The organism is Rhodococcus sp. NPDC058505 (genome assembly GCF_042720095.1).
Taxonomy (GTDB): Bacteria; Actinomycetota; Actinomycetes; order Mycobacteriales; family Mycobacteriaceae; genus Rhodococcus_G.
Genome location: NZ_JBHXNB010000001.1, coordinates 97,765 through 117,831, shown reverse-complemented (window position 1 = coordinate 117,831; position 20,067 = coordinate 97,765). Strand labels below are relative to the sequence as shown.

Below are 20,067 nucleotides of genomic sequence, written 5' to 3'. Positions count from 1 at the left end.
ACAGTGGTGGCACCCGAGGAGGCCGCCATGCTCGCCAACAAGGATCGCGTCCGCGACTCCATCCACGCCCTGTCCGACGAGGACCTCGTCGAGCTCGTCGCCGCGGAGATCTCCCGGCGGCCGACCCTGCGACCGGTCCGCGACGACGTCACGGCGCTGCTCGCGATGAGCCCGACGCTCGCGCTCCACCACGAGCGGGTGGTGACCAATCCCGCGGCCGCGGCCGTCGCCCGCACCCGAATCGTCACCGACGCCCTCGGCGCGATCGTCGACGCCAACGAGATGCTCGACTCCACGACCGTCAGCCGGGTGCTCGGCCGATCCGCCACCAGCCGCAACACCGCAAGTCGCCTCACCGCGTCGGGCACCGTCGTCGCGCTGCCCGTCGGCGGGCAAAAGCTCTATCCGGCCTTCCAATTCGATGCCGCGCGCAAGCGGGTGCTGCCGATCGTCGCCGAGATCAATGCCCGCCTCGGCGCGAAGGATGACCCGTGGGGCGTCGCCTCCTGGTGGCTCACCCCGACCGCGTTCGCCGATGACCCCCGCCCGCCCGCCGAGCTCGCCGCCGCCGGCGGGCACGACGAGGACCTGCGCGACATGGCCGATGACCTGACCGCAGACTGAGCCGCGGCGTGACCTACCCGGATCCACCCGTACCGCTTCCCGCCGCCCGGATCACCACGATCGCGGCGGGTACCTCCCTCTGGCGGATTCACAGCGCCGCCCGCGGCGCGGCCGACCTGAATCCCACCCCCCGGCCGCGACCACGCGTCGGAGGCCGGTACGACAGTCTCGACGGCTCGTATGCCTACCTGTACGTGGGCGACAGCCCGGCGGCCGCCGTCGCCGAGACGCTGTGCCGGAGCCTGCCCGTCGGCCAGTCACCCCGACTGATCCCGCGCGTGCGGATCGCGGGCCGGGTGCTGAGCGAACTGCAGACCACCCGCGCGGTGCGGGTGGTCGACCTGACCGGGACCGGGGCCGCCCGGATCAACGCCGAAGTGTGGCTCACCAAATGCGATCCGTCCGGCTACCTCCACACCCGGCGATGGGCTGCGGCCATTCTCGCCGCCAACCCGGACGCCGACGGCATCGGGTTCCGGCCCCGACACGACGAGAACACGCTGTCCTGGATGCTCGCCGCACCCCCGGACGTGCCCTCGCATCCGGCCGTCGTCGCGGTCGGCGGCGTCATCCCGTTGGACTCGGCCGACGGCCACCACCTGCTCGGCGCCCTGCTCACCCCGCACAACGCCGCGCTCGCACCCTGACGCCGTAATGAATTCCGTTGCGCGAACGAATAACCTGGCAGGACCATGCTTCATGACCAAGGGGAGGACATGATGAGTACTCGACTCGTGCGCCGGGCGGCCGCCGCGGCCGCCGTCACTGCCGGGCTGGCCACCGCGACCGTCGTCGGGGGAGTCGGGGTTGCGGCCGCGGACCCGGCACCGACCTCGACGACGATGACCTGCTCCAGCGCGAATCCGCTGTTCTGGGCGCCGCCGTTCACCTGGACCGTGCACGCCGCGTCGGGGGAGTCCCGCCCGCCGGGCGGCGAACTGGAACCGGCGATCCTGCTCAGCGGCGGCAACGAACTGCCGACGCCGCCCGGCGGCCTGATCCCGAGCATCGGCCCCAACTGGTACGGCACCCGCGTCCTCGTCGACTGGCACAACACCACCACCGGCGCCTCCGGCCGCAGCGTCAGCGACGAGGCCGCCTGGCAGCAGAAGCCGGGCATCCCGATCAACCGCACCTGGACCGGCGTCGGGACCGTCGACTTCACCGTCACCGTGCAGACCGGCGCGGGCTGGTGGTTCGTCAATCCGCAGAACGCGGTGTGCACCGGCACGATCGCGGTGGTGCCGGGGCGCGGCTGACCATGGCCGATCCTGTCGGAAGCTCGACTTCCGCAGACTTTAGAAGTAGTTTAGATGCATGACGGTGGATGAAGTGTCGTTCTCCGACCTGCAACTGCGAGGGAAGGCGACGGTCGAACGGTTGCGGCGTTCGACCGCCCAGTCGCTGCTGGTGCGCCGTCGCGACGCCGAGGACCTGGTACTGACCACGGCGGCGCGGGCCGAGCTCGAGCACACCGCGGCGTCGGTGACGACGCGGATGTTCGTGGCGGTGATGCAACGTGACCCGCGGGCACGGGAGGTGGTGACCGATGTGCTGCCCGAGGTGTTCCCGTGGGTGGCGTTCCTGCCCCGCGACGACGTGCAGGAGTTCATCGTCGAGCTGGTCGCCACTTTGCGGGCGGCCGAGTCGCTCGACAACCCGACCCCGGTGGTGCACGTGATCGACGCCTGGCGGCACACCGCCGAAGCGTTCGCCGACCCAGAGCTGGCCGCGATCCTGGCCGCGGACACCGGCGACGACCTCGGCGAGGTTCCCGCGCCCGGCGACCCTGCGTGAGCCCGAAACGCGGCGACCGGGTCGCCCCGCCAGCGGACCCGGCTGGCGGGTGGGAGCTGCGGTTCGCCACCACCGACGCGGTCAAGGGCTGGGAGGCGCTGTGTCAGCAGGCGCAGGCGAACACCCTCGCCTGCTGGCGCGAGCTGCGGTCGCGTCCGGACACTCCCGCCCCGACCTCGCGACACCATCAGCTCAAGGGCTCGCTGGCGACCGCCGTGCACGGTGGGTCGGTGATGGAGCAGTGGCAGTACGAGGTCACTGCCGGCGGCCGCTTGTGGTATCTCGTCGATCCCGGTCGGCGCACCCTGTGGTTCAAGGCCGCGGGCACCGGACACCCCAAGGCCACGGAGTAGGACGATCTCCAGGCCGTGGGGCACGGCGCCCACGGCATGCCAGGAACGCAAGCGGCACAGACGCGTTAGCCTACAGGTATGCCCATTCGACTCGAGAACGTCGGCATCGCGGTCCGGGACCTCGACGAGGCGGTCGGCTTCTTCACCGACCTCGGCCTGACCGTCCTCGGGCGGGACACGGTCAGCGGCGAGTGGACCGACACCGCCGTCGGCCTCGACGGCAACCACGCCCGCATCGCGATGCTCCACACCCCCGACGGCACCGGACGCCTCGAACTCTTCGAGTACCTGCACCCCGATCCGATCGAGACGACACCCACCCGCCCCAACGAGATCGGCATGCACCGCGTCGCGTTCGCCGTCGACGACCTCGACGCCGCCCTCGCGACCGCCGCCCGGCACGGCTGCCACCCCCTGCGCGGCGTCGCAACCTACCGGGATCTCTACCGGCTGACCTACGTCCGCGGCCCCAGCGGCATCATCGTGATGCTCGCCGAGGACCTGACGCGCAGCGCCGCCCGCGACTCCTGAGCGTGCCGATCACGGACCTGGCACGGCGAACCGGTCAAGCAGGCGGTCAATCGCGGTGCAGTCCTGCAGGAATCGGCGCCGGTCGGGGTCGGCGGCGACCTCGCGCAGCATCGCGTCGGCGCCGGTCACGTTCTCGGCGTGCAGGATCGCCGACCACACCGACAGGTCGGTGGCGGTGAACGCGTCGACACCGGCGCGCAGCGCCGCGATCAGCGTGCCCCGGTCGCGGGCGTCGAGCCCCGCGTGCACCAGCACGAGCAGCTCCGCCGCCACCGACGCGTGCGCGCACTCGTCGCGGCGGTGCAGCGCGATGGTCGCCCGGTGCACCGGCTGGACCGTGTCGTCGTCGGCAATCAACGCCAGGTAGTCGCCGATCGACGTCTCCGCGACCGTCGCGTACGCCAGCGTGGTCAACGCGGCGGCGCGGGGCGTGTCCGCCGCGGCGACCGCGTCCCGGTGCCTGCGCACCAGCAGCGCGTCGGGGAGCGCCGCGTCCGGGAGCGGCCATCCGCGCCTGCGCCGGACCAGCGCGGACCCGTTCAGGTGCATCAGCGTGTGATATTCCTCGTCGACCATCGCCTGCAGCACCGATGCCCGCGCCGTGTCGGACAGGCCGGTGCCGAACGCATCCCGGAACAGCAACCCGAAACCCGGTGTCACCACGTCCTGCTCGACGTCCATCACGTTCTTGTTGTAGGCGATCCACGCCCACGACCGGATCCGGGCCCGCGCGGTCCCGTCGAGCCCCTCGTACACCGGATGCCCGGTGAACGGCAGCAGCGCCGCCGGGTAGTCGGCGCGGGCCGGGTCGAACAGGTCGTCCATCGTCGGCCCGTCCAGGTCGGGTTCGGTGCGCCGCACCGTCGCCCGCCGCGGCCAGCTCCGGACCAGGCCGCGGATCACCGCCGTCTCCACCGGATCGGCCGGATCGTGGGCGGGCAGCCTGCCGGTCATCGGACCGTCCCCTCGAACAGGCGCGCGCACAGGTCGGCGTACCCGGCGGCGTGGTCGGCGAGGGGTGCGCCCGCGTCGGCGAGCAGGCCGGCGAAGTCGCCCGGGTCGGCCGCCGCGGCGGCCGACAGCCGGGACACCGCCCGCGCCAACGCCTCCCGCGCCGCCGCCGCGCCCGGGTTCGCGACCTGCACGTCCCGGTACACCTCTGCGGTGCCGCCGGTGATCCGCGCGAGCAGCGCCGACAGCACCGCGAACGGCGGCGGCGCCAACGCGGCCGTCTCGTCGGCGTCCACCCCGAGGTCGGCCAGCGCCAACCCGAACGAGAGCACCGCGGCGTGGGTGAGGGCCTGCATCGCCGCGCACACCCGATCGTGCCGGTCCGCGGTCGTCGGCCGCACCCGCGCGCCCCACGACCGCAGCTCCGCGAGCACCGTGTCCGCCGCGCCGCCGCCGCGGTGGATCACGGCCGCGACCGGGCGTCCCGGCATCGCCAACGACGGCGCGAACATCGGGTTGATCCCGAGCACCGCGACCCCGTCGCCCCAGGGGAGGGAATCGACCCGGTCGGCGAACCGGGACTTCACCGACAGGGTCTCCACCAGCACCGACCCGGGCCGCAGCAGCGGGGCCACCGATGCGGCCGCCGCCAGCGCCACCCCCTCCGGGACCGCGAGGACCAGCACGTCCGCCGAGCGGATCAGCCGCTGCACCGGTGGCGGCGGGCGACGGATGTCGCCGCCGGGACCGTCCCGGACGTCGACCGCGACCACCGACGCGCCGTCCCCGGTCCACGAGCGCGCCAGCAGCGCCCCGACCGCACCCGCACCGCCGGCGACGACCACGGTCCTGCCCGCGGCCGGACCGGTCACGGCCCCTCGCCGGCCACGGACAGGCACCGCCGCATCGACAGCGCCTTCACCATCGTCTCCTCGAACTCGTCCTCCGGGTCCGACAGCGCGACGATCGCGCCGCCGACCCCGAACGTCACCGTCGCGCCCGCGGCGACCATCGTGCGGATCACGATCGAGAAGTCCGCGGTCCCGGACAGCGAGAAGTAGCCGATCGCACCGGAGTACACCCCGCGCGGGCCCGCCTCGAGCTTGTCGATGATCTCCATCGTCCGCACCTTCGGCGCCCCGGTCATCGACCCGCCGGGGAACGCGGCCCGCACGCACGCCACCGTCGACGTCCCCGCGCGCAGGGTGCCGCGCACCGTCGACACCAGCTGATGCACCGGGGTGTACGTCTCGACGTCGAACAGCGACGGCACGTGCACCGACCCCGGAACACACACCCGGGACAGGTCGTTGCGAACCAGGTCGACGATCATCAGGTTCTCGGCCCGGTCCTTCTCGCTGAGCAGCAGGTCGCGGCGCAGCGCGCGATCCAGGTCCGGGTCGGCCGAGCGGGGGCGGGTGCCCTTGATCGGTTTCGACTCCACCGTCCGGTCCGCCCGCACCCGCAGGAAGCGTTCCGGGGACGCGCTGAGCACGGACGCGCCCGCGAACTGCAGCAACGCCCCGTACGGCATGGGGCTGATCTCCCGCAGGCACGAGTACCCGGCCAGCGGGTCGAGGGCGCGGTGCACGGTCGCCGCGTTGGTCAGGCACACCTCGTACGTCTCGCCGGACCGGATCTCCGACATGCACTGCTCGATCAACCGCAGGTAGGTGTCCCGGTCGTGCCGGAACACGATCGGCACGTCCGCGGCCGCGGGCACCAGCGGGGGAGCGGCCGCGGGGGCACCGCCCGCACCGCCGCCGTCGGCGACGTCGACGACGGTCGCGGCCGTCTTCCGCAGCCAGCGGTCGGTGTCGGGGTCGGCGGTCCCGTCGTCGAGGGCCAGCAGGTGCACGCACCCACCGTCGTGGTCGACGACCACCGCCCGGTCCGCGAACACGACGGCGGCGTCGTCCCGTTCGGAGGCGTGCGCCAGCTGACCGCAGGTGTCGGCCTTCAGCTCGTACCCGAGATAGCCGACGTAGCCGAGGCAGAAGCCGAACGGCAGGTCCGACCGGGGCGGGACCGCGCGCACCCGCAACTGCTCCTCGAGGTAGTCGAACAGGGTGCTCCGCACCTCCTCCGTCGATCCGTCCGAACGATGCACCCGCACCGTCGTTTCCGTCACCCGGTAGGTGACGTACTCGGCGCGCGGTCCGGAGGCATCGCCCAGCACGGAGAACCGGCCGTCGGCGGAGGCCGCGGCGGACCCGTCGAGCCAGAATCCGTTGGGCCCCGCCGCGAAGAGCCGCGCGTACAGCGCCTCCGCGTCGACGGCCCGGTCGACGCGGACGCTGCGCACCCGGTACCGGTGATCGGGCACCGCGGCGGCGGGCTCGGGATCGGGCGGGCGGGCTGGCGGCCGCGACCGGATCGGTGTCAGCGCCGCGAAGTTGCCGAGCAGGGCGCGTCCGTGCTCGGTGCAGATCGACTCCGGATGGAACTGCACCCCCCACAGCGGTCGCTCCCGGTGCCGCACGCCCATCAGCACGCCGTCCTCCGCCCACGCCGTCGGCGCGAGGTCCGGCGGCAGGTCGACCGCCGCCAACGAGTGGTAGCGCACCGCACGGAACGGCGACGGGAGGCCAGCGAACAGGTCGCTACCGTCGTGCCGGATCACGCTGATCCGCCCGTGCCGCGGCTCCGGCGCCGCGATCACCCGCCCCCCGAACAGGTGCACCAGCCCCTGATGCCCGAGGCACACCCCGAGCACCGGCAGGCCGCTCTCCCGCAGCGCCTGCGCGCTGATCCCGAAGTCCCGGAATCGGTCCGGCCGGCCCGGCCCCGGCGAGATCACCACATTGTCGAAGTCCGACAGCCGCACCGACGCCCAGGACGCGTCGTTTGTGAGCACCGTCGGCGGTTGCCCGTTCACCTCGGCCAGCAGCGCGTAGAGGTTGTAGGTGAACGAGTCGTAGTTGTCGATCAGCAAGGTCCGCATCGCGCCCCCTCAGTCCCGATCGGACTCCGGCACCAGGACCGAGCCGGGTGCCGCCTCGGCGATCACCCGGTCCTCGACCCGGCAGGTCTCCGCGATCAGCAGGTCGTACACCGCTCGAAGAAACTGGGGCGACAGGTCGTGGCGCGCTGCGTAGCTGCGCGCGTGCTCGTGCACCGCCCCCATCCGGTGCGGCTGCACCACCGGGATCGAATGCCGCCGTTTCACCAGGGCGATCCGGGTGCAGATCTCGATTCGCTCCCGGATCGTGTCGAGGAGTCGGTCGTCGACGCCGTCCAGTTCGGCCCGCAGGCCCGCCAGCTCACCGTCTCCGGGACGAGCATTCACACCGGCCGAATCACTCATGCTCGGTACCACCTTGCGCTGTCCGAAACAGATTCCCGACCAGTTCGATGCTGCCACCGTTTCCCGGTGGCCGCGGCCCGAGCCGGTTACCCCCAGGTCACGATTCGCAAACCCTGCGCGCGGTCACCGCACCCGCAGGCGCTGCCCCGGCGCCAACTCCACCGCCCTCATGCCCTCGGCGGCGACCCGGCGGACCAGGTCGCCGCCCGGCTCGGTGAACCGGCGCGGCCGAACCGCGTCCATCCCGATCGGCCACAGCGTCCCGAAGTGCACCGGCACCGTCAACGCCGCGGACACCAGCCGCGCCGCCCGGGACGCCGACGCCGGATCCAGATGTCCCGGACCGAGATTCGGCCCCCACCCGCCCACCGGCAGCAGCGCGAGATCGCAGGCGGGCACCCACGCCGCGATCCCCGGATCGAGCGCGGTGTCGCCGGCAAAATAGGTGGTCACCGCCCCCTCGATCACGTACCCGACCGCCCGGACCCGCGGACCCCGCGGCCACCGCCGCCCGTCGTGGTCGGCGGGCACCGCCCGCACCGTGACCGTGCCCACCGTCGCCTGCTCGCCCGGCGCCAACTCGACCAGCCGATCCCCGAATCGGCGCAGTCCGGCAAACGCGTCCACCGCCCCGCGCGGCACCACGATCGGGACCCGCCCGTCGAGCAGCCGCAGCGACGGAACGTGGGTGTGGTCGGCGTGCAGGTGGGAGAGCAGCACCGCGTCCGGCCGGGTCGGGGGATCCGCCCCGCGCAGCGGGTCCGGTCCGCGGCGCCGCCGCAGATGCCCGACGCGGGAGGTGAGCACCGGGTCGGTCAGCAGCGTCGTCGGCCCGTCCTCGAGCAGGACCGTCGCGTGCCCGACCCACCGGACCGCGGCCGACGGACCGCGCGCGGACGCTCCCGCCGCGCGGTCAGTCACGCGAAAACACCATCGCCTCGTCTGTCACCGGGCCGTACCGCAACGCCAGCACGTCGAGCGGATAGTTCTGGTGCAGCCGCCACGGCGCGCGGTCGCCCTGGCGGGGGAACCGGTCGATGCCGCGCCGGATGTACCCGGAGCTGAAGTCGATCGCGGGCAGGCGCCGCATCGCGGGATCCCCGGTGCCGGGCGTGCAGCGCCGATACCCGTGCTCACTCATGTGGGCCAGCAGCCGGCAGACGTAGGTGGCCGTCAGATCGCATTTGAGGGTCCACGACGCGTTGGTGTACCCGATGCAGAACGCCAGGTTGGGCACCCCGCCGATCATCATGCCCTTGTAGGCCACCGTCGACGACAACGCCACCTCCGCCCCGTCGACGGTCAGGGTGAGGCCGCCGAGCGGCAACAGGTCGAGCCCGGTCGCGGTCACCACCACGTCCGCGGGCAGCTCCGCACCCGACCCCAGCCGGATCCCAGTCTCGGTGAACGACTTGACGGTGTCGGTGACCACCGACGCCGACCCCGACCGGAGGGCCGCGAACAGGTCCCCGTCCGGGACGAAGCACATCCGCTGATCCCACGGGTCGTATCGCGGCGTGAAGTGCCGCAGGTCGAAGCCGGGTCCGAGCGCCGACCGCACCCCCCTGCGCAGCAGCCCCTTCACCACCTCCGGCCTGCGCCTGCTCAGCTCGTAGAACACCGCCATCCGCAGCACGTTCTTCCACCGGATCAGCGGGTAGACCCACCTGTCCGGCAGCACCGTCCGCAGCCGCCGCGCCAGCGTGTCCCGCGCGGGCAACGACAGCACGTAGCTGGGGGAGCGCTGCAGCATCGTCACGTGCGCCGCCCTCGCCGCCATCGCGGGCACCAGCGTCACCGCGGTCGCGCCGCTGCCGATGACCACCACCCGCTTGCCGGTGTAGTCGAGCGTCTCGTCCCAGTGCTGCGGGTCCGCGACCGCGCCCCGGAACCCGTCCATGCCGGGGAACCGCGGACGATACCCGCCGCGGTAGTCGTAGTAGCCGCTGCACACGAACAGGAACCCGCAGGTGAACTCCACCGGGCCGTGGTGGTCCGCGGTGACCGTCCAGCGGGCCGTCGCCGAGTCCCACCGGGCCGCAACCACCCGGTGCCCGAACCGGATCCACTCCTGTACGTCGTACTCCGCCGCCGTCTCCCGGACGTAGTCGAGGATGGCGGCGCCGTCGGCGATCGCCATCGCATCGGTCCACGGCCGGAACGAGTAGCCGAGGGTGTACATGTCGGAGTCCGAGCGCACCCCGGGATACCGGAACAGGTCCCAGGTGCCGCCGATCCGGTCCCGCGCCTCCAGCACCGCCACCGAGGTTCCCGGCCGGTCCCGCCGCAGATGGCAGGCCGCCCCGACACCGGACAGACCGGCACCCACGATCAGCACGTCGACGTGTTCGATCGCCATCGCAATTCACCCTTTCCGGGTGCGGGCATTCGTCGTGCCTCGACGGTAGCACCGGCCCGCCCGCCTACGATCCGACGAAGAAGGAGGTCCGTCGATGCGTGCTGTGCGGTCCGCGGCCCGATCCGCCACCGAATTCGCGGTGCTGTGGCTGATCTCCGCGCTGGCGTTGGTGCTCACGGACCTCGCGCTGCCGGGTGTCCGCCTCCACGCGGTGCCCGGCGGCGGCCCCCTCTCGACCGTGCCCGCGGCGCTGCTGCTCGCCCTGGTGTTCGGTGCGCTGTCGGTGATCCTGTGGCCGATCCTGGTGCGGGCGATGCTGTGGGTCGGGCCAGCGCTGCTGTTCATCGGCGCATTCGCGGGCAACTGGCTGCTGATGGTGATCGCGGTGTGGCTGGTCCCGCTCGCCACCGTGGACCGCGCCCGCGACCTGCTTGCGCTGTCCGTGGTGCTGTCCCTCGTCGGGTCCGTCGTCGCGGGCGCCCTCGCCTCCCGCCGCGACGACACCTACCGGATGATGCTGGTGCGGCGCCAACGATCCCGGCTGCGGCGCAGCGGACCGCCCGCCACCGGCACCGACGATCCCGGGCTGCTGTGCATCCAGATCGACGGCCTCGGGCACGGCGTCCTGCGGCGCGCGATCCGCGACGGTGTCGTACCCCACCTGGCCGCCCTGGTGCACCAGCGCACCCACCGTCTGGTGCCCTGGCACACCGACTGGAGCAGCCAGACCGGGGCGAGCCAACTCGGAATCCTGTACGGCGACAACCACAACGTGCCCGCGTTCCGGTGGTACGACAAGACCCGGGATGCCGTCGCGGTGTTCAGCAACCCCGCCGACAACGCCGCCCGCGAGGTGGAACGGGCGCACCGCGGCGGGCTGCTCGCCGGCGGCGCCAGCCGCGGCAACCTCTTCACCGGCGGCGCCGACGACAACGTGCTCGTCGTCAGCCGGATGCGGGGCGCCCGAATGGGCGGCGGCGCCACCGGCTACGCCCACTACTTCGCCGACCCCGCGAGCGCGGCCCGCACCACCATCCGGTTGGTCGCGGAGGCGGTCCGCGAGGTCCGGCAGGCGCACCGGCAGCGCCGCGACGAGGTGACCCCGCGGATCCGGCGCGGCGGCCTGTACCCCCTGGTCCGCGCGTTCACCACCGTCGTCGAGACCGACGTCGTGGTCGCCGCCGTCATCGGCGACCTCATCGCGGGCCGCAGCCCGGTGTACGTCGACCTGGTCGGGTACGACGAGGTGTCGCACCACTCCGGCGTCGAACGGCCCGAAACCCTCGCCGTGCTCCGCAAACTCGACGCCGAGATCGGCATGATCGTCGCCGTCGCCGCGCAGGCCGCCCGCCCCTACCGGATCGTGGTGCTGTCCGACCACGGGCAGAGCCAGGGCCCGACGTTCAGGCAGCGCCACGGCGCAACCCTCGAGGAGGTGGTGCTGGCGGCGTGCGGGCAGCCGGGCACCGCGCCGCAGCCGGGCGCGATGGGCGCGACCGGCCGCGGCGCGGAGGGGCTCGGCTACGTGCAGGCCAGCCTGCGGATGCCCGCTCCGGCGGCCAGCACGGCGGGGGACCCGCGGACGCCGGTGGTGCTCGCCTCCGGGAACCTCGGACTGGTCAGCTTCCCGCAGACCCCCGGCCGGGCGACCCGCGCATGGATCGACGCCCACCATCCGGGACTGCTGCCCGCCCTGACCGCACACCCCGGCATCGGGTTCGTCCTCGTCGCCCGGGACCACGGCGGGTCCGTCGTCCTCGGACCCGCGGGCAGCGTCGATGTCCGGGAGGGCGTGGTGACCGGGGAGGATCCGCTGGCCGGGTTCGGCCCCGGCACGCTGGACCGGATCCGCCGCACCGACGGCTTCGACAACGTCGCCGACCTGATGATCGGCGGCCGCTACCGACCGGACATCGGGGAGGTCGCCGCGTTCGAGGAGCAGGTCGGGTCGCACGGCGGGCTCGGCGGGCCGCAGACCGTGCCCTTCCTGCTGTACCCGGCGGACCTGCCCGCGCCGCCACAGCCGCTGCAGGGCGCCGAAGCCGTCCACGCGGTGCTCGCCGGGTGGCGCGACCTGGGTCGCCGGTGAGGGTGTCGCATCGAACCTGCGATCAGATCAGAGACGGGCCGTCAGCAACGTCGCAGGCGGCATCTCCCCGGTCACCACCGCGTGTGCGACGTCGGAGAGCCGGCTGCTCGTGCTGCGACTGTGGTCGCGGAGCACGTCGAACGCCTGTCCCATGTCGAGGCCACCGGCCTGCGCGAGGATGCCCTTCGCCTGCTCGATCGTCACCCGGTTGTTCAGCGCGGTCTGTAGCTGCTCGGTGAGGATCTCCGCACGTCGCAGCGCCCGCTCCTGCAAGATCCCGATCGTCGCGGTGTCGGCGAGCGCGCGGGCAACCTGGATGTCCTGCTCCGACAACCTCCCCGGCTGCGTGCCGAACAGGTTCAACGCACCAATCGTCTGCTGCCGCAACCGCAGCGGCAGCGCGTGCACCGACCGGAAGCCCTGGGCGACAGCCTCGGGCGCGAAGCGCGGCCACCGCTCGATCTCCGTCGTCAGGTCCCTCGCCGCGACCACCTCGCCGGTGGAGAACGCCTCCAGGCAGGGGCCCTCGTCGACCTGGATCTGGAAAAGTTCGAGCAGCCGCGTCCGCTCCGACGAGCACGCGAGCACCTGCAGGCCACCGCGCTGATCCGAGAGCAGCAGTCCCGCGGCTGCGGCGTCGAGCAGGTCGACGCAGTGGTTGACCAGCTGGTGCAGAATGTCGGCGATGTCGTAGTCGTCGACGAGCGTGTCCGCCATTTCCACAAAGGCGTGGACCAACCGCGACTCCCGGTCAGCACTGGAAGGCATTGTCATCTCCTGCCGCTTTGCCGGTGCACATGCCTCGCTGCGCCCCGAATCCCAGCGTAGTCGGGTTCGTGGGGGTCGGTGCTGGTCGAATGGTCACGTATCCATGTCCTCAAGGTTCAGTTGACGGGTGGTGACGTCACGGGCGACCGCCTCGACGAGGCGGCCGTTGGCGAAGGCGTAGCCGCGCAGCCGCGCCAACGCCGCGCCAACCGAGATCTGATACCGGGCGACGAGCATTCCGGTGGCTTGATGGACGACGTCGGTGTTGTGCGACATGTCAGCGAACCAATGGTGTTCCGGCATCCCCGGTTCGGTGCCGAGCCCGAGCACCGCGAGGGTGATGACGTCGACCACCTGCAGCGCGACCGCCAGTTCGTCGGTGTCCAGCCACCCAGCGGCGGTGCGGTACAGGTCCATCGATCCAAGAACGAGCGCACCGGATTGCAGCGGGAACGCGAAGATGGCCGCGACCGGGAGCGCGCCGACCTCGCCTGCGAACACCGGCCACCCCCCGGCGGTCCGCGCCGCCAGGTCGGGCACCAGAACCGGCCCCCTGGCCCGGACTGATTCCAGGCTCGGGCCCTCCCCGAGCGAGAATTGCAGCGCCTCGATTTCCGCGGCCAGCGGATCGCTCGCATACAACGTCTGACGATGCCCGGCAGCGGTGGTCATCACCACCGACATCCCGTCCACCGCGAGGACGTCGAGGCAGTCGGAACAGGTACGGAGCAGCGCCTGCAACGGATCGACCCGCGCGCGCAGCGCCGCGGTCAGCGAGTCGCGGATCGCCGCGACCGGGTTCCGGCTTCCGGGGGCGGTCACCGGAGGCCGACCGGCGGCCGTTGCGGTGCGGCGACCACAGGCATCGCGCACCTCCGTCGTGTCGGTCCGAAGCGAGCCGACCGTGGGACACTCCCGGCATCGAGGCTACCGAACCCGCATCCGTTCGGCGCCTCGCCTGGCCGGCAGCACATCGGGTTTATCGGCCGCCCCACCCGGGTACGCCCCATCGAAGCGTCGCGGCACGTCAGGGGAGCGGTTCTCGCCGAGGGGACGCACCGCTCCGCGCATCGAGGTGAGGGTGGCGGCATGCCGGCGAACGGCCCGGTACGAACCGGAAGGTGGACCACCGCGTCCGTGGAGGTCCGGGTGGGTGGCGGCTTCGAGGAACTACCGCTGCTGCGTGCGGTCACCGAAGCCGTGGCGCTGCTCGGCGACTTCACCCTCGACGAGGTGTCGGACGTGACGCTGGCGGTGGACGAGGTGTGCTCGGTGCTGATCCGGGACGCCCTTCCCGGCGCCGAACTGGTGTGCCGACTCACCCCCACCGTCGGCGCGCTGCGCGTCGGCGTGTCGACGGACACCGCGACCGATCACCATCCCGACGAACGCACCTTTGGCTGGCACGTGCTGCGCACCCTCACCGACAACCTCAGTGCGCATCGATATCCACTCGACCCCAACGGGTTTCGCACCGACGTCGGATTCGTCAAGACCGGGGACGGCGGCGGTCCGCCGACCCCGCCGTTCGTCACGCCATCTGGTTGAGCCACGCGATCAGCAGCAACCCGACGATCACGAACCCGATCACCAGCGCTCCGAGCCGCAGCAGGTGCGGCCAGCTGTCGTTGACCCGCCGGTCGGCGTTCTCCCCGCGGCCGGTCGGCTGGTCGGCCTGCTCGTCTGGTCCCTGATCGGTAGCCACCACCCGATCGTGGACCTGCCCGCGGGTCGGCGCCACCCCGGACCCGTCAGCGCCCACGACCGACGACCTCCGCGGCGGTAGCCTTGGCGCGACCACAGTCCACCTGCAGCGACGGGGGTACGGATGTCGAAAGGTGACGTGACACGGCCGGGTGCGGTGGTGCCGCGATACCCGGTCGAGGTGCGGGTCCGCGCCGATCTGGGGGAGCTGCCGGTGCTGCGTGCGATGGCTGAAACCGTCGCCCTGCTCGGAGGGTTCACCCTCGACGATGCGGCCGACGTGAAGTTGGCGGTCGACGAGGTGTGCTCGGCCCTGATCGGGGACGCGCTCCCCGGGGCCGACCTGAGCTGCCGGTTGCACTCCACCGCCGGTGCGCTCCGAGTGCGGGCGTGGACCGACACCGCGTCGAACCGCCATCCCGACGAGCGCGGCTTCGTATGGCACGTGCTGCGCGCGATCACCGATGCGATCGACGTGACGCGGGAACCGCTCGCGGAGGGCGGGTTCCGCACCCGCGTCGAGTTCGTCCGGTCGAGGGGTGGCGACGCCTAGTGGAGGTCGCCGGCCGCGGACGCGACCCGAACCCATCCGACTCCTACGACGACCTGGCCGACCTGTTCGAGCGGATGCGCCGGGACCCGGAGCAGGCGAGCGCCGTCCGCGACGAGATCATCACTCGCGCACTGCCGCTGGCCGAACACATCGCCCGGCGCTTCCGCGGCCGGGGCGAAGCGCAGGACGACCTGATCCAGGTGGCGCGACTCGGCCTGCTCAGCGCCGTCGACCGCTTCGACGTCGACCGGGGGACGGACTTCATCGCCTTCGCGGTCCCCACGATCATGGGGGAGATCCGGCACCACTTCCGGGACGCCGGCTGGTCGATGCGGGTGCCGCGGAAGCTGAAGGACCTGCACCTCGCGATCGCGCGCGCCGTGGAAACCCTGTCGCAGACCCTCGGCCGGTCCCCGTCTGCGGGCGAGATCGCGCGGGAGATCGGCGTTGACCCGGTCGAGGTGGCGGAGGGTCTCCTGGCCGGCTCCGCCTACCAGACGGTGTCGATCGACGCGGGCGCCAGGGACGGCGACGCCGAGGCCCCGCTGCTCGACGCCCTCGGCGAGGACGACGACGCGCTCGAGAACGTCGAGGGACTCGTCACGATCGCGCCTGCCGTGAACAGACTCCCCGAACGGGAACGCACCATCCTCGTGCTCCGCTTCGTCAGCGGACTGACCCAGACGCAGATCGCGGAGCGGCTGGGGATCTCGCAGATGCACGTCTCCCGCCTGCTGGCCCGCACCCTCGCCGACCTTCGTGCCGACCTGTCCGACGACTGATCATTCGCAGGGCACGCGATATCAGCCTCCGGCGTCGCGCCAGCGGGGCGCGAGCGCCCGATGGCTGGTGTCGCAGAGCGGGTGGATCGAACTGCGCAGGCAGCGGCACACGGCGACGACGAACCGGTCCGCCACCACGACCCGGCCGTCGTCGGTTGTGATCCGCACCGGACCCCGCACCAGCACCGGGCCGCCCGGCACGCGCCGGAGCACCTCCGCCTCCGGCGAGTTCCATTCGGGCGGGTCATCCCGCTGGCCGGTCACCACGAATCACCACCACCTCTTCCCAGGCCTGTCCCGCCGCGATGAGCCCGTGCGCGGTCAGCGCCGCCGCCCTGCTGCGCATCACCGGCCCGAACGGAATCAGCGCCCGCCGCACCCGGCCCGCGCGCACCCCGTTGGCTCGCAGTTCGGCGAGCGTCCGCTCGGGGTCGGTGACCTCGGAGTGCACGATCAGCAGCACGCCGCCGGGCCGCAGCAGCGCCCGGGCCTCCCGGCACAGCGGCCCGACGACGCCCCTGCCGTCCGGGCCCGCATCCCAGCAGCCCGACCGGCGCGCGGAGTCCCCGGCGCCGACCGGGACGTAGGGCGGGTTCGCCAGCACGACGTCGTACGGCCCGCAGCGGCGGGCGACGTCGAGACCGCCGCGGCGCACCTCGATCGGTAGCCGCCGCAGGCGGGCGTTGGTCCACGCCGACACCGCCGCCCGCACCGAGACGTCGACGGCGACGACCCGGTCGGCACCGCGCCTCGCGGCGGCCACCGCGACCGCGCCGGATCCCGTGCAGTAGTCCAGGACGCGGGATCCGCGGGGGAGGGTGAGTGACGCGAGCGCCGCACACAACAGGTGGGTGTCCTCCTGCGGCCGGTACACGCCGGGCAGGCGCACGATCCGGTCGGGGCCGGGCCGAACGGTGTCCGGCCGGGGGCCGTTGCGCACTGTCATCCGCCTGTCCTCGCCCTCTCTCGCCGGCTCATGTCTCATGCACCGGCAGCAGGGAACTCGTCCCCCCGCGCCAGCAGTGCAGCAGGTGCTCGGCGAGCCTGGACTCGAGCAGCTGCGTGGCCTGGACCCCGAACACCACGTCGGACGCCAGCGCAGGCTCGTCGTCGAGCAGCGCCCCGACCACGTCGTGGCGCAGCACCTGCTCGTGCACCGCGTCGGCCTCGACGTGCTCGGCGTAGAAGCGGGTGCATGCGGGCGGCGCATCCATCCGTTGCAGCGCCTGCACCAGCGCCCGGGCGCTCGGTGGGGTCGTCGTCTCCGCCGTCGCGAAATGCCCGACGAGCGCGCCCCGCAGGCTGCGCCGCAACCCGAACAGCGTCACCAGATTGACCGTTGCCAGGGTCTCGGGGGGCACATCGTCCAGGTAGCCGAGGTAGCGATGGTCGAGATCGGCGGCGCGGAGCAGATCCTCAAACAGCCTCGAATGCATGTGTCCCGGCCTGCCCGCACCGAACTCGTCGAATTCGACGGCGACGAACGCGCATTTCGGCGCGCCCCGCAGCCGGGGCACGGCCCACACCAGCGGGTCGGCCTCCTTGAGGTGGTAGATCGACCGGTGCGCGAAGTACTCACGCATCTGCTGCCACGTCCCGGTGTCCCGCAGGTGCGCCGCGACGGACCCGTCGTCGACACCGTCCGCGGCGACCTCGGCGAGCGTGGCGTCGGCGTCGGTGCCGCCGGGCAGCGCGGCATGCAGCCGGTCCAGGAACCGCCGCTCCATCGCCGCCCGCACCCCGAGCAGGTTCGGATCCCACTCCCAGTCGGGGTCGACGCCGACGAAACCGCGATAGTGCACCTCGTAGCACACCTGCAGCGCCAACTGCAGGTCCCCACCGAGCGGGTCCGCGTGCTCGGGGTCCGGTGGCCTCCCCATCGACCCGGCCGGGCCTCCGCGCAGGACGGACACGACCGCACAGGACAGCGGGCCGCGCGGCATCGGCAACCGCGCCGAGCCGTCGTCGTCGTTGTCACCCATCCGACCGGGATGCCCCGCACCCGACCCCGGCAAACCCGCCTGCCGCACCCGGTGTGGCATCGGCCCGGACCGGGTAGTCCACCGCTCATGAGGCACCGACCGCCGCCGCACCCCGCACACACCACCGAGGTGTGTTCGCGACTCGCGGAGGCCGCGCTCGCGCGCGGCCTCACCGTCGGTTGCGCCGAATCGCTCACCTCGGGCCGGGTCGCGTCCGCGCTCGGCGCCGCCCCGGACGCGGCGAGCTGGTTCCGGGGCGGCATCGTCGCCTACGCACGCGAGGTCAAGCACGGGCTGCTCCGCGTCCCCGCAGGCCCGGTGGTGTGCGCCGAGGCGGCCCGGATGATGGCGGACTCGGCCGCCGCACTGCTCGGCGCCGACATCACCGTCGCGGTGACCGGGGTCGGCGGGCCCACCGAACAGGACGGCCGCCCGGTCGGCACCGTCTGGTTCGCAGTCGCGGGCGCGGGTCGGACCACGGTGGAGGAACGACACTTCGACGGCGACCCCGCCCGCGTCGTCGAGGCCACCGTGGCACGCGCCGTTGACCTGCTCACCGCCCGCGTCGTCGACCCCGCCCGGTGACCGGCGGCCGGGTGACCGGTCAATGATTCCGCAGCGCGTCGATCAACGTCTTCTTGTTCATCGGCGAGTATCCGGTCAGCCCGATTTCCTTGGCACGCTTGCGCAATTCCGGAACGGTACGGTCCTCGTAGGACTGCCCGGCACCGCCCTTGCGGCCGACGGCGCTGCGCCCCCGGGCCGCGGCCGCGTTGGAGATTCGAGCGGCCTTCTCCTTCGAGTCACCCCGGTCCCGCAGGTCCTCGTACAGTTCCTGATCCTTCAGATGCGGATCCGATCCCTTCCTCGGCATCGTGCTCCCTCCTTCACTGTCGTCGGTCTCGTTATCTCCTTCGCCGTGACCTGCGGCGGATCGGTGTCGAGGAACGCGAAGTCCGGCATAGGGGACCTCCGCGTCCTCGGCCGCGCAGAACCGGCAATGCTGGATACGGCTTCCGTCCCGGACGTGCACCTGATGCAGCGTCAGGTTCCGGTTCTCGGTCGCCGCGTACAGGCGGACCGGAATCGCGACCAATCCGAACGCCACCGTTCCCTTCCACATCGAACGCATGCCCGTCGGCTACCCACCACATGGCGCCGGGAAACGCGGCGGGTTTCGCGACCGCCGCATGCGGGCATGCGGATCGGCAACGCGTCCACCACGTTCAGGGAGGTCAGTCGCAGTGATTCATGGGGATCATCCGAGGGTCGTCGTCGTCACCGGCGCCAGTGCGGGCGTCGGGCGCGCCACGGCAACCGCATTCGCGGCGCGAGGGGCTGCGGTGGCGCTTCTCGCGCGCGGGACCGAGGGGCTGCGTGGCGCGGCCGACGACGTGAACGCGGCGGGGGGCACCGCCTTCCCCCTCGCCGTCGACGTCGCGGACCCGGTGGAGGTCGACGCCGCCGCGGGGGACGCCGAGGCCGAGCTCGGACCGATCGACGTGTGGGTGAACGCGGCGTTCGCGTCGGTGTTCGCCCCGTTCGACCGGATCACGCCCGCCGAATTCGCCAGGGTGACGCAGGTGAGCTACCTCGGCTACGTGTACTCGACGATGGCGGCGCTCGCACGGATGCGCCCACGCAACCATGGTGTCGTCGTGCAGGTCGGCTCGGCCCTGGCCTACCGGGGCATCCCGTTGCAGTCCGCGTACTGCGGCGCGAAGCACGCCATCCAGGGCTTCACCGAGTCGGTGCGCTGCGAACTGCTCCACGACGGCAGCGCCGTCCGCACCACGATGGTGCAGCTGCCCGCGGTGAACACCCCCCAGTTCTCCTGGGTGCTCTCGCGCCTCCCGCACCACCCGCAGCCGGTGCCCCCGATCTATCAGCCCGCCGTCGCGGCGCGGGCGGTGCTGTTCGCCGCCGACCACCCGCGCAGGCGCGAGTACTGGGTGGGGGGCAGCACCGTCGGCACGCTGCTCGCGAACGCGATCGTCCCCGGACTGCTCGACCGGTACCTCGCCGCAACGGGTTTCGACTCCCAGCAGACCGACACCCCCCGGCCGGACGATCAGGCGACGAACCTGTGGGAGCCCGCGGACGGCCCGGACGGACGTGACCACGGCGCGACGGGGATCTTCGACGCGCGCGCGACCACCCGGTGCCCGCAACTGTGGGCGTCGCAGCACCATCGCGCGGTGGCCGCGGCGGCGGCGGTGCTGGGCGGCGCGGGTGCGCTCGCCGGGGTCCGCCGCAGGCGCTGACGC

25 protein-coding genes and 1 pseudogene are annotated in these 20,067 nt (G+C 72.6%); 12 read left to right on the top strand and 14 right to left on the bottom strand.

From position 1 onward, the window contains the following. Window positions 1-27: 27 nt before the first annotated feature. The 6 genes from ACFWPA_RS00575 to ACFWPA_RS00550 all read left to right on the top strand — a co-directional run bounded on the left by ACFWPA_RS00575 (window position 28) and on the right by ACFWPA_RS00550 (window position 3,305). Window positions 28-624, top strand: a complete 597-nt coding sequence (locus ACFWPA_RS00575; RefSeq protein ID WP_378569393.1) for a hypothetical protein — start codon at window positions 28-30, stop codon at window positions 622-624. Between the two features lie 8 nt (window positions 625-632). Beyond that, window positions 633-1,271, top strand: a complete 639-nt coding sequence (locus ACFWPA_RS00570; protein ID WP_378569391.1) for an RES family NAD+ phosphorylase — start codon at window positions 633-635, stop codon at window positions 1,269-1,271. A gap of 72 nt (window positions 1,272-1,343) precedes the next feature. Then, window positions 1,344-1,883, top strand: coding sequence for a hypothetical protein (locus tag ACFWPA_RS00565; protein ID WP_378569389.1), 540 nt, complete (start codon window positions 1,344-1,346; stop codon window positions 1,881-1,883). Window positions 1,884-1,941: 58 nt separating this feature from the next. Further along, window positions 1,942-2,421, top strand: coding sequence for a hypothetical protein (locus tag ACFWPA_RS00560; RefSeq protein ID WP_378569387.1), 480 nt, complete (start codon window positions 1,942-1,944; stop codon window positions 2,419-2,421). Beyond that, on the top strand, window positions 2,418-2,774 hold the full coding sequence (locus tag ACFWPA_RS00555) for a hypothetical protein (protein WP_378507170.1): 357 nt from the start codon (window positions 2,418-2,420) through the stop codon (window positions 2,772-2,774). Before ACFWPA_RS00560 ends, ACFWPA_RS00555 begins: the two co-directional genes overlap by 4 nt. Before the next feature lie 78 nt (window positions 2,775-2,852). Then, window positions 2,853-3,305 carry a VOC family protein gene (locus ACFWPA_RS00550; protein WP_378507171.1) on the top strand — a complete coding sequence of 151 codons (453 nt, stop codon included), beginning with the start codon at window positions 2,853-2,855 and terminating at the stop codon, window positions 3,303-3,305. Between the two features lie 9 nt (window positions 3,306-3,314). On the opposite strand, the gene ACFWPA_RS00545 is transcribed toward ACFWPA_RS00550, so the two are convergent. The 6 genes from ACFWPA_RS00545 to ACFWPA_RS00520 form a co-directional block, all read right to left on the bottom strand. Continuing rightward, complete coding sequence (locus tag ACFWPA_RS00545; protein ID WP_378507172.1) at window positions 3,315-4,259, bottom strand: diiron oxygenase; 945 nt, start codon at window positions 4,257-4,259, stop codon at window positions 3,315-3,317. Next, window positions 4,256-5,128: a prephenate dehydrogenase dimerization domain-containing protein gene (locus ACFWPA_RS00540; protein WP_378507173.1), complete on the bottom strand. Its 873-nt coding sequence runs from the start codon at window positions 5,126-5,128 to the stop codon at window positions 4,256-4,258. Before ACFWPA_RS00540 ends, ACFWPA_RS00545 begins: the two co-directional genes overlap by 4 nt. Beyond that, window positions 5,125-7,200, bottom strand: a complete 2,076-nt coding sequence (gene pabB / locus ACFWPA_RS00535) for an aminodeoxychorismate synthase component I (RefSeq protein WP_378507174.1) — start codon at window positions 7,198-7,200, stop codon at window positions 5,125-5,127. The genes ACFWPA_RS00540 and pabB overlap by 4 nt, the downstream gene beginning before the upstream one ends. Before the next feature lie 9 nt (window positions 7,201-7,209). Then, window positions 7,210-7,563, bottom strand: coding sequence for a chorismate mutase family protein (locus ACFWPA_RS00530; RefSeq protein WP_378507175.1), 354 nt, complete (start codon window positions 7,561-7,563; stop codon window positions 7,210-7,212). A 123-nt stretch (window positions 7,564-7,686) separates the two neighbouring features. Beyond that, entirely contained in the window at window positions 7,687-8,484 is a 798-nt protein-coding gene (locus tag ACFWPA_RS00525; protein ID WP_378507176.1) for an MBL fold metallo-hydrolase, read from the bottom strand. After that, window positions 8,477-9,922: a flavin-containing monooxygenase gene (locus ACFWPA_RS00520; RefSeq protein ID WP_378507177.1), complete on the bottom strand. Its 1,446-nt coding sequence runs from the start codon at window positions 9,920-9,922 to the stop codon at window positions 8,477-8,479. The genes ACFWPA_RS00525 and ACFWPA_RS00520 overlap by 8 nt, the downstream gene beginning before the upstream one ends. Window positions 9,923-10,016: 94 nt before the next feature. Between ACFWPA_RS00520 and ACFWPA_RS00515 the strand changes: the two genes are divergently transcribed. Further along, window positions 10,017-12,011 carry an alkaline phosphatase family protein gene (locus tag ACFWPA_RS00515; protein WP_378569385.1) on the top strand — a complete coding sequence of 665 codons (1,995 nt, stop codon included), beginning with the start codon at window positions 10,017-10,019 and terminating at the stop codon, window positions 12,009-12,011. Between the two features lie 27 nt (window positions 12,012-12,038). Here the strand turns inward: ACFWPA_RS00515 and ACFWPA_RS00510 are convergent, their stop codons facing one another. Continuing rightward, complete coding sequence (locus ACFWPA_RS00510) at window positions 12,039-12,779, bottom strand: GAF and ANTAR domain-containing protein (RefSeq protein WP_378507179.1); 741 nt, start codon at window positions 12,777-12,779, stop codon at window positions 12,039-12,041. Window positions 12,780-12,872: 93 nt separating this feature from the next. Then, window positions 12,873-13,601, bottom strand: coding sequence for a GAF and ANTAR domain-containing protein (locus ACFWPA_RS00505; RefSeq protein ID WP_378507180.1), 729 nt, complete (start codon window positions 13,599-13,601; stop codon window positions 12,873-12,875). Window positions 13,602-13,868: 267 nt separating this feature from the next. Here ACFWPA_RS00505 and ACFWPA_RS00500 point away from each other — a divergent pair, with 267 nt between their 5' ends. Continuing rightward, window positions 13,869-14,327, top strand: coding sequence for an ATP-binding protein (locus ACFWPA_RS00500; protein ID WP_378507181.1), 459 nt, complete (start codon window positions 13,869-13,871; stop codon window positions 14,325-14,327). Here ACFWPA_RS00500 and ACFWPA_RS00495 read toward each other — a convergent pair. Continuing rightward, window positions 14,311-14,484: a hypothetical protein gene (locus tag ACFWPA_RS00495; protein WP_378507182.1), complete on the bottom strand. Its 174-nt coding sequence runs from the start codon at window positions 14,482-14,484 to the stop codon at window positions 14,311-14,313. The genes ACFWPA_RS00500 and ACFWPA_RS00495 overlap by 17 nt on opposite strands. Window positions 14,485-14,622: 138 nt before the next feature. Here ACFWPA_RS00495 and ACFWPA_RS00490 point away from each other — a divergent pair, with 138 nt between their 5' ends. Then, window positions 14,623-15,036 carry an ATP-binding protein gene (locus ACFWPA_RS00490; RefSeq protein ID WP_378569383.1) on the top strand — a complete coding sequence of 138 codons (414 nt, stop codon included), beginning with the start codon at window positions 14,623-14,625 and terminating at the stop codon, window positions 15,034-15,036. Between the two features lie 74 nt (window positions 15,037-15,110). Continuing rightward, window positions 15,111-15,818, top strand: a complete 708-nt coding sequence (locus ACFWPA_RS00485) for a SigB/SigF/SigG family RNA polymerase sigma factor (protein ID WP_378569519.1) — start codon at window positions 15,111-15,113, stop codon at window positions 15,816-15,818. A 21-nt stretch (window positions 15,819-15,839) separates the two neighbouring features. On the opposite strand, the gene ACFWPA_RS00480 is transcribed toward ACFWPA_RS00485, so the two are convergent. The 3 genes from ACFWPA_RS00480 to ACFWPA_RS00470 are packed head-to-tail and all read right to left on the bottom strand — an operon-like array spanning window position 15,840 to window position 17,800. Then, window positions 15,840-16,082 carry a CDGSH iron-sulfur domain-containing protein gene (locus ACFWPA_RS00480; RefSeq protein ID WP_378569381.1) on the bottom strand — a complete coding sequence of 81 codons (243 nt, stop codon included), beginning with the start codon at window positions 16,080-16,082 and terminating at the stop codon, window positions 15,840-15,842. After that, window positions 16,063-16,764: a methyltransferase gene (locus ACFWPA_RS00475; RefSeq protein ID WP_378569379.1), complete on the bottom strand. Its 702-nt coding sequence runs from the start codon at window positions 16,762-16,764 to the stop codon at window positions 16,063-16,065. Before ACFWPA_RS00475 ends, ACFWPA_RS00480 begins: the two co-directional genes overlap by 20 nt. Before the next feature lie 28 nt (window positions 16,765-16,792). Next, a complete protein-coding gene (locus ACFWPA_RS00470; protein WP_378569377.1) occupies window positions 16,793-17,800 on the bottom strand; it encodes an iron-containing redox enzyme family protein in 1,008 nt (335 codons plus the stop codon). A gap of 87 nt (window positions 17,801-17,887) precedes the next feature. On the opposite strand from ACFWPA_RS00470, the gene ACFWPA_RS00465 reads away from it, so the two are divergent. Next, window positions 17,888-18,385 (top strand): CinA family protein, encoded by a 498-nt coding sequence (locus ACFWPA_RS00465; RefSeq protein WP_378569375.1) that lies wholly within the window; start codon window positions 17,888-17,890, stop codon window positions 18,383-18,385. Between the two features lie 19 nt (window positions 18,386-18,404). Here the strand turns inward: ACFWPA_RS00465 and ACFWPA_RS00460 are convergent, their stop codons facing one another. Continuing rightward, the gene (locus ACFWPA_RS00460; RefSeq protein ID WP_378569517.1) at window positions 18,405-18,674 is read right to left on the bottom strand and encodes a Rho termination factor; all 270 of its coding nucleotides are present in this window, start codon (window positions 18,672-18,674) and stop codon (window positions 18,405-18,407) included. 99 nt (window positions 18,675-18,773) lie between these two features. Then, a pseudogene (locus tag ACFWPA_RS00455) lies at window positions 18,774-18,923 on the bottom strand (Ku protein); the annotation flags it as partial. Window positions 18,924-19,047: 124 nt separating this feature from the next. Here ACFWPA_RS00455 and ACFWPA_RS00450 point away from each other — a divergent pair. Continuing rightward, window positions 19,048-20,064, top strand: coding sequence for an SDR family oxidoreductase (locus ACFWPA_RS00450; RefSeq protein WP_378569515.1), 1,017 nt, complete (start codon window positions 19,048-19,050; stop codon window positions 20,062-20,064). The last annotated feature ends 3 nt before the right edge of the window (window positions 20,065-20,067 follow it).

Excerpts from the sequence above, each read along its gene's own strand:
- ACFWPA_RS00470 (WP_378569377.1), bottom strand. The coding sequence starts at position 17,800 with ATGGGTGACAACGACGACGACGGCTCGGCGCGGTTGCCGATGCCGCGC.
- ACFWPA_RS00475 (WP_378569379.1), bottom strand. The coding sequence starts at position 16,764 with ATGACAGTGCGCAACGGCCCCCGGCCGGACACCGTTCGGCCCGGCCCC.
- ACFWPA_RS00465 (WP_378569375.1), top strand. The coding sequence starts at position 17,888 with ATGAGGCACCGACCGCCGCCGCACCCCGCACACACCACCGAGGTGTGT.
- ACFWPA_RS00550 (WP_378507171.1), top strand. The coding sequence starts at position 2,853 with ATGCCCATTCGACTCGAGAACGTCGGCATCGCGGTCCGGGACCTCGAC.
- ACFWPA_RS00565 (WP_378569389.1), top strand. The coding sequence starts at position 1,344 with ATGAGTACTCGACTCGTGCGCCGGGCGGCCGCCGCGGCCGCCGTCACT.
- ACFWPA_RS00510 (WP_378507179.1), bottom strand. The coding sequence starts at position 12,779 with ATGCCTTCCAGTGCTGACCGGGAGTCGCGGTTGGTCCACGCCTTTGTG.
- ACFWPA_RS00515 (WP_378569385.1), top strand. The coding sequence starts at position 10,017 with ATGCGTGCTGTGCGGTCCGCGGCCCGATCCGCCACCGAATTCGCGGTG.
- ACFWPA_RS00520 (WP_378507177.1), bottom strand. The coding sequence starts at position 9,922 with ATGGCGATCGAACACGTCGACGTGCTGATCGTGGGTGCCGGTCTGTCC.
- pabB (WP_378507174.1), bottom strand. The coding sequence starts at position 7,200 with ATGCGGACCTTGCTGATCGACAACTACGACTCGTTCACCTACAACCTC.
- ACFWPA_RS00575 (WP_378569393.1), top strand. The coding sequence starts at position 28 with ATGCTCGCCAACAAGGATCGCGTCCGCGACTCCATCCACGCCCTGTCC.
- ACFWPA_RS00545 (WP_378507172.1), bottom strand. The coding sequence starts at position 4,259 with ATGACCGGCAGGCTGCCCGCCCACGATCCGGCCGATCCGGTGGAGACG.
- ACFWPA_RS00530 (WP_378507175.1), bottom strand. The coding sequence starts at position 7,563 with ATGAGTGATTCGGCCGGTGTGAATGCTCGTCCCGGAGACGGTGAGCTG.
- ACFWPA_RS00500 (WP_378507181.1), top strand. The coding sequence starts at position 13,869 with ATGCCGGCGAACGGCCCGGTACGAACCGGAAGGTGGACCACCGCGTCC.
- ACFWPA_RS00460 (WP_378569517.1), bottom strand. The coding sequence starts at position 18,674 with ATGCCGAGGAAGGGATCGGATCCGCATCTGAAGGATCAGGAACTGTAC.
- ACFWPA_RS00560 (WP_378569387.1), top strand. The coding sequence starts at position 1,942 with ATGACGGTGGATGAAGTGTCGTTCTCCGACCTGCAACTGCGAGGGAAG.
- ACFWPA_RS00485 (WP_378569519.1), top strand. The coding sequence starts at position 15,111 with ATGCGCCGGGACCCGGAGCAGGCGAGCGCCGTCCGCGACGAGATCATC.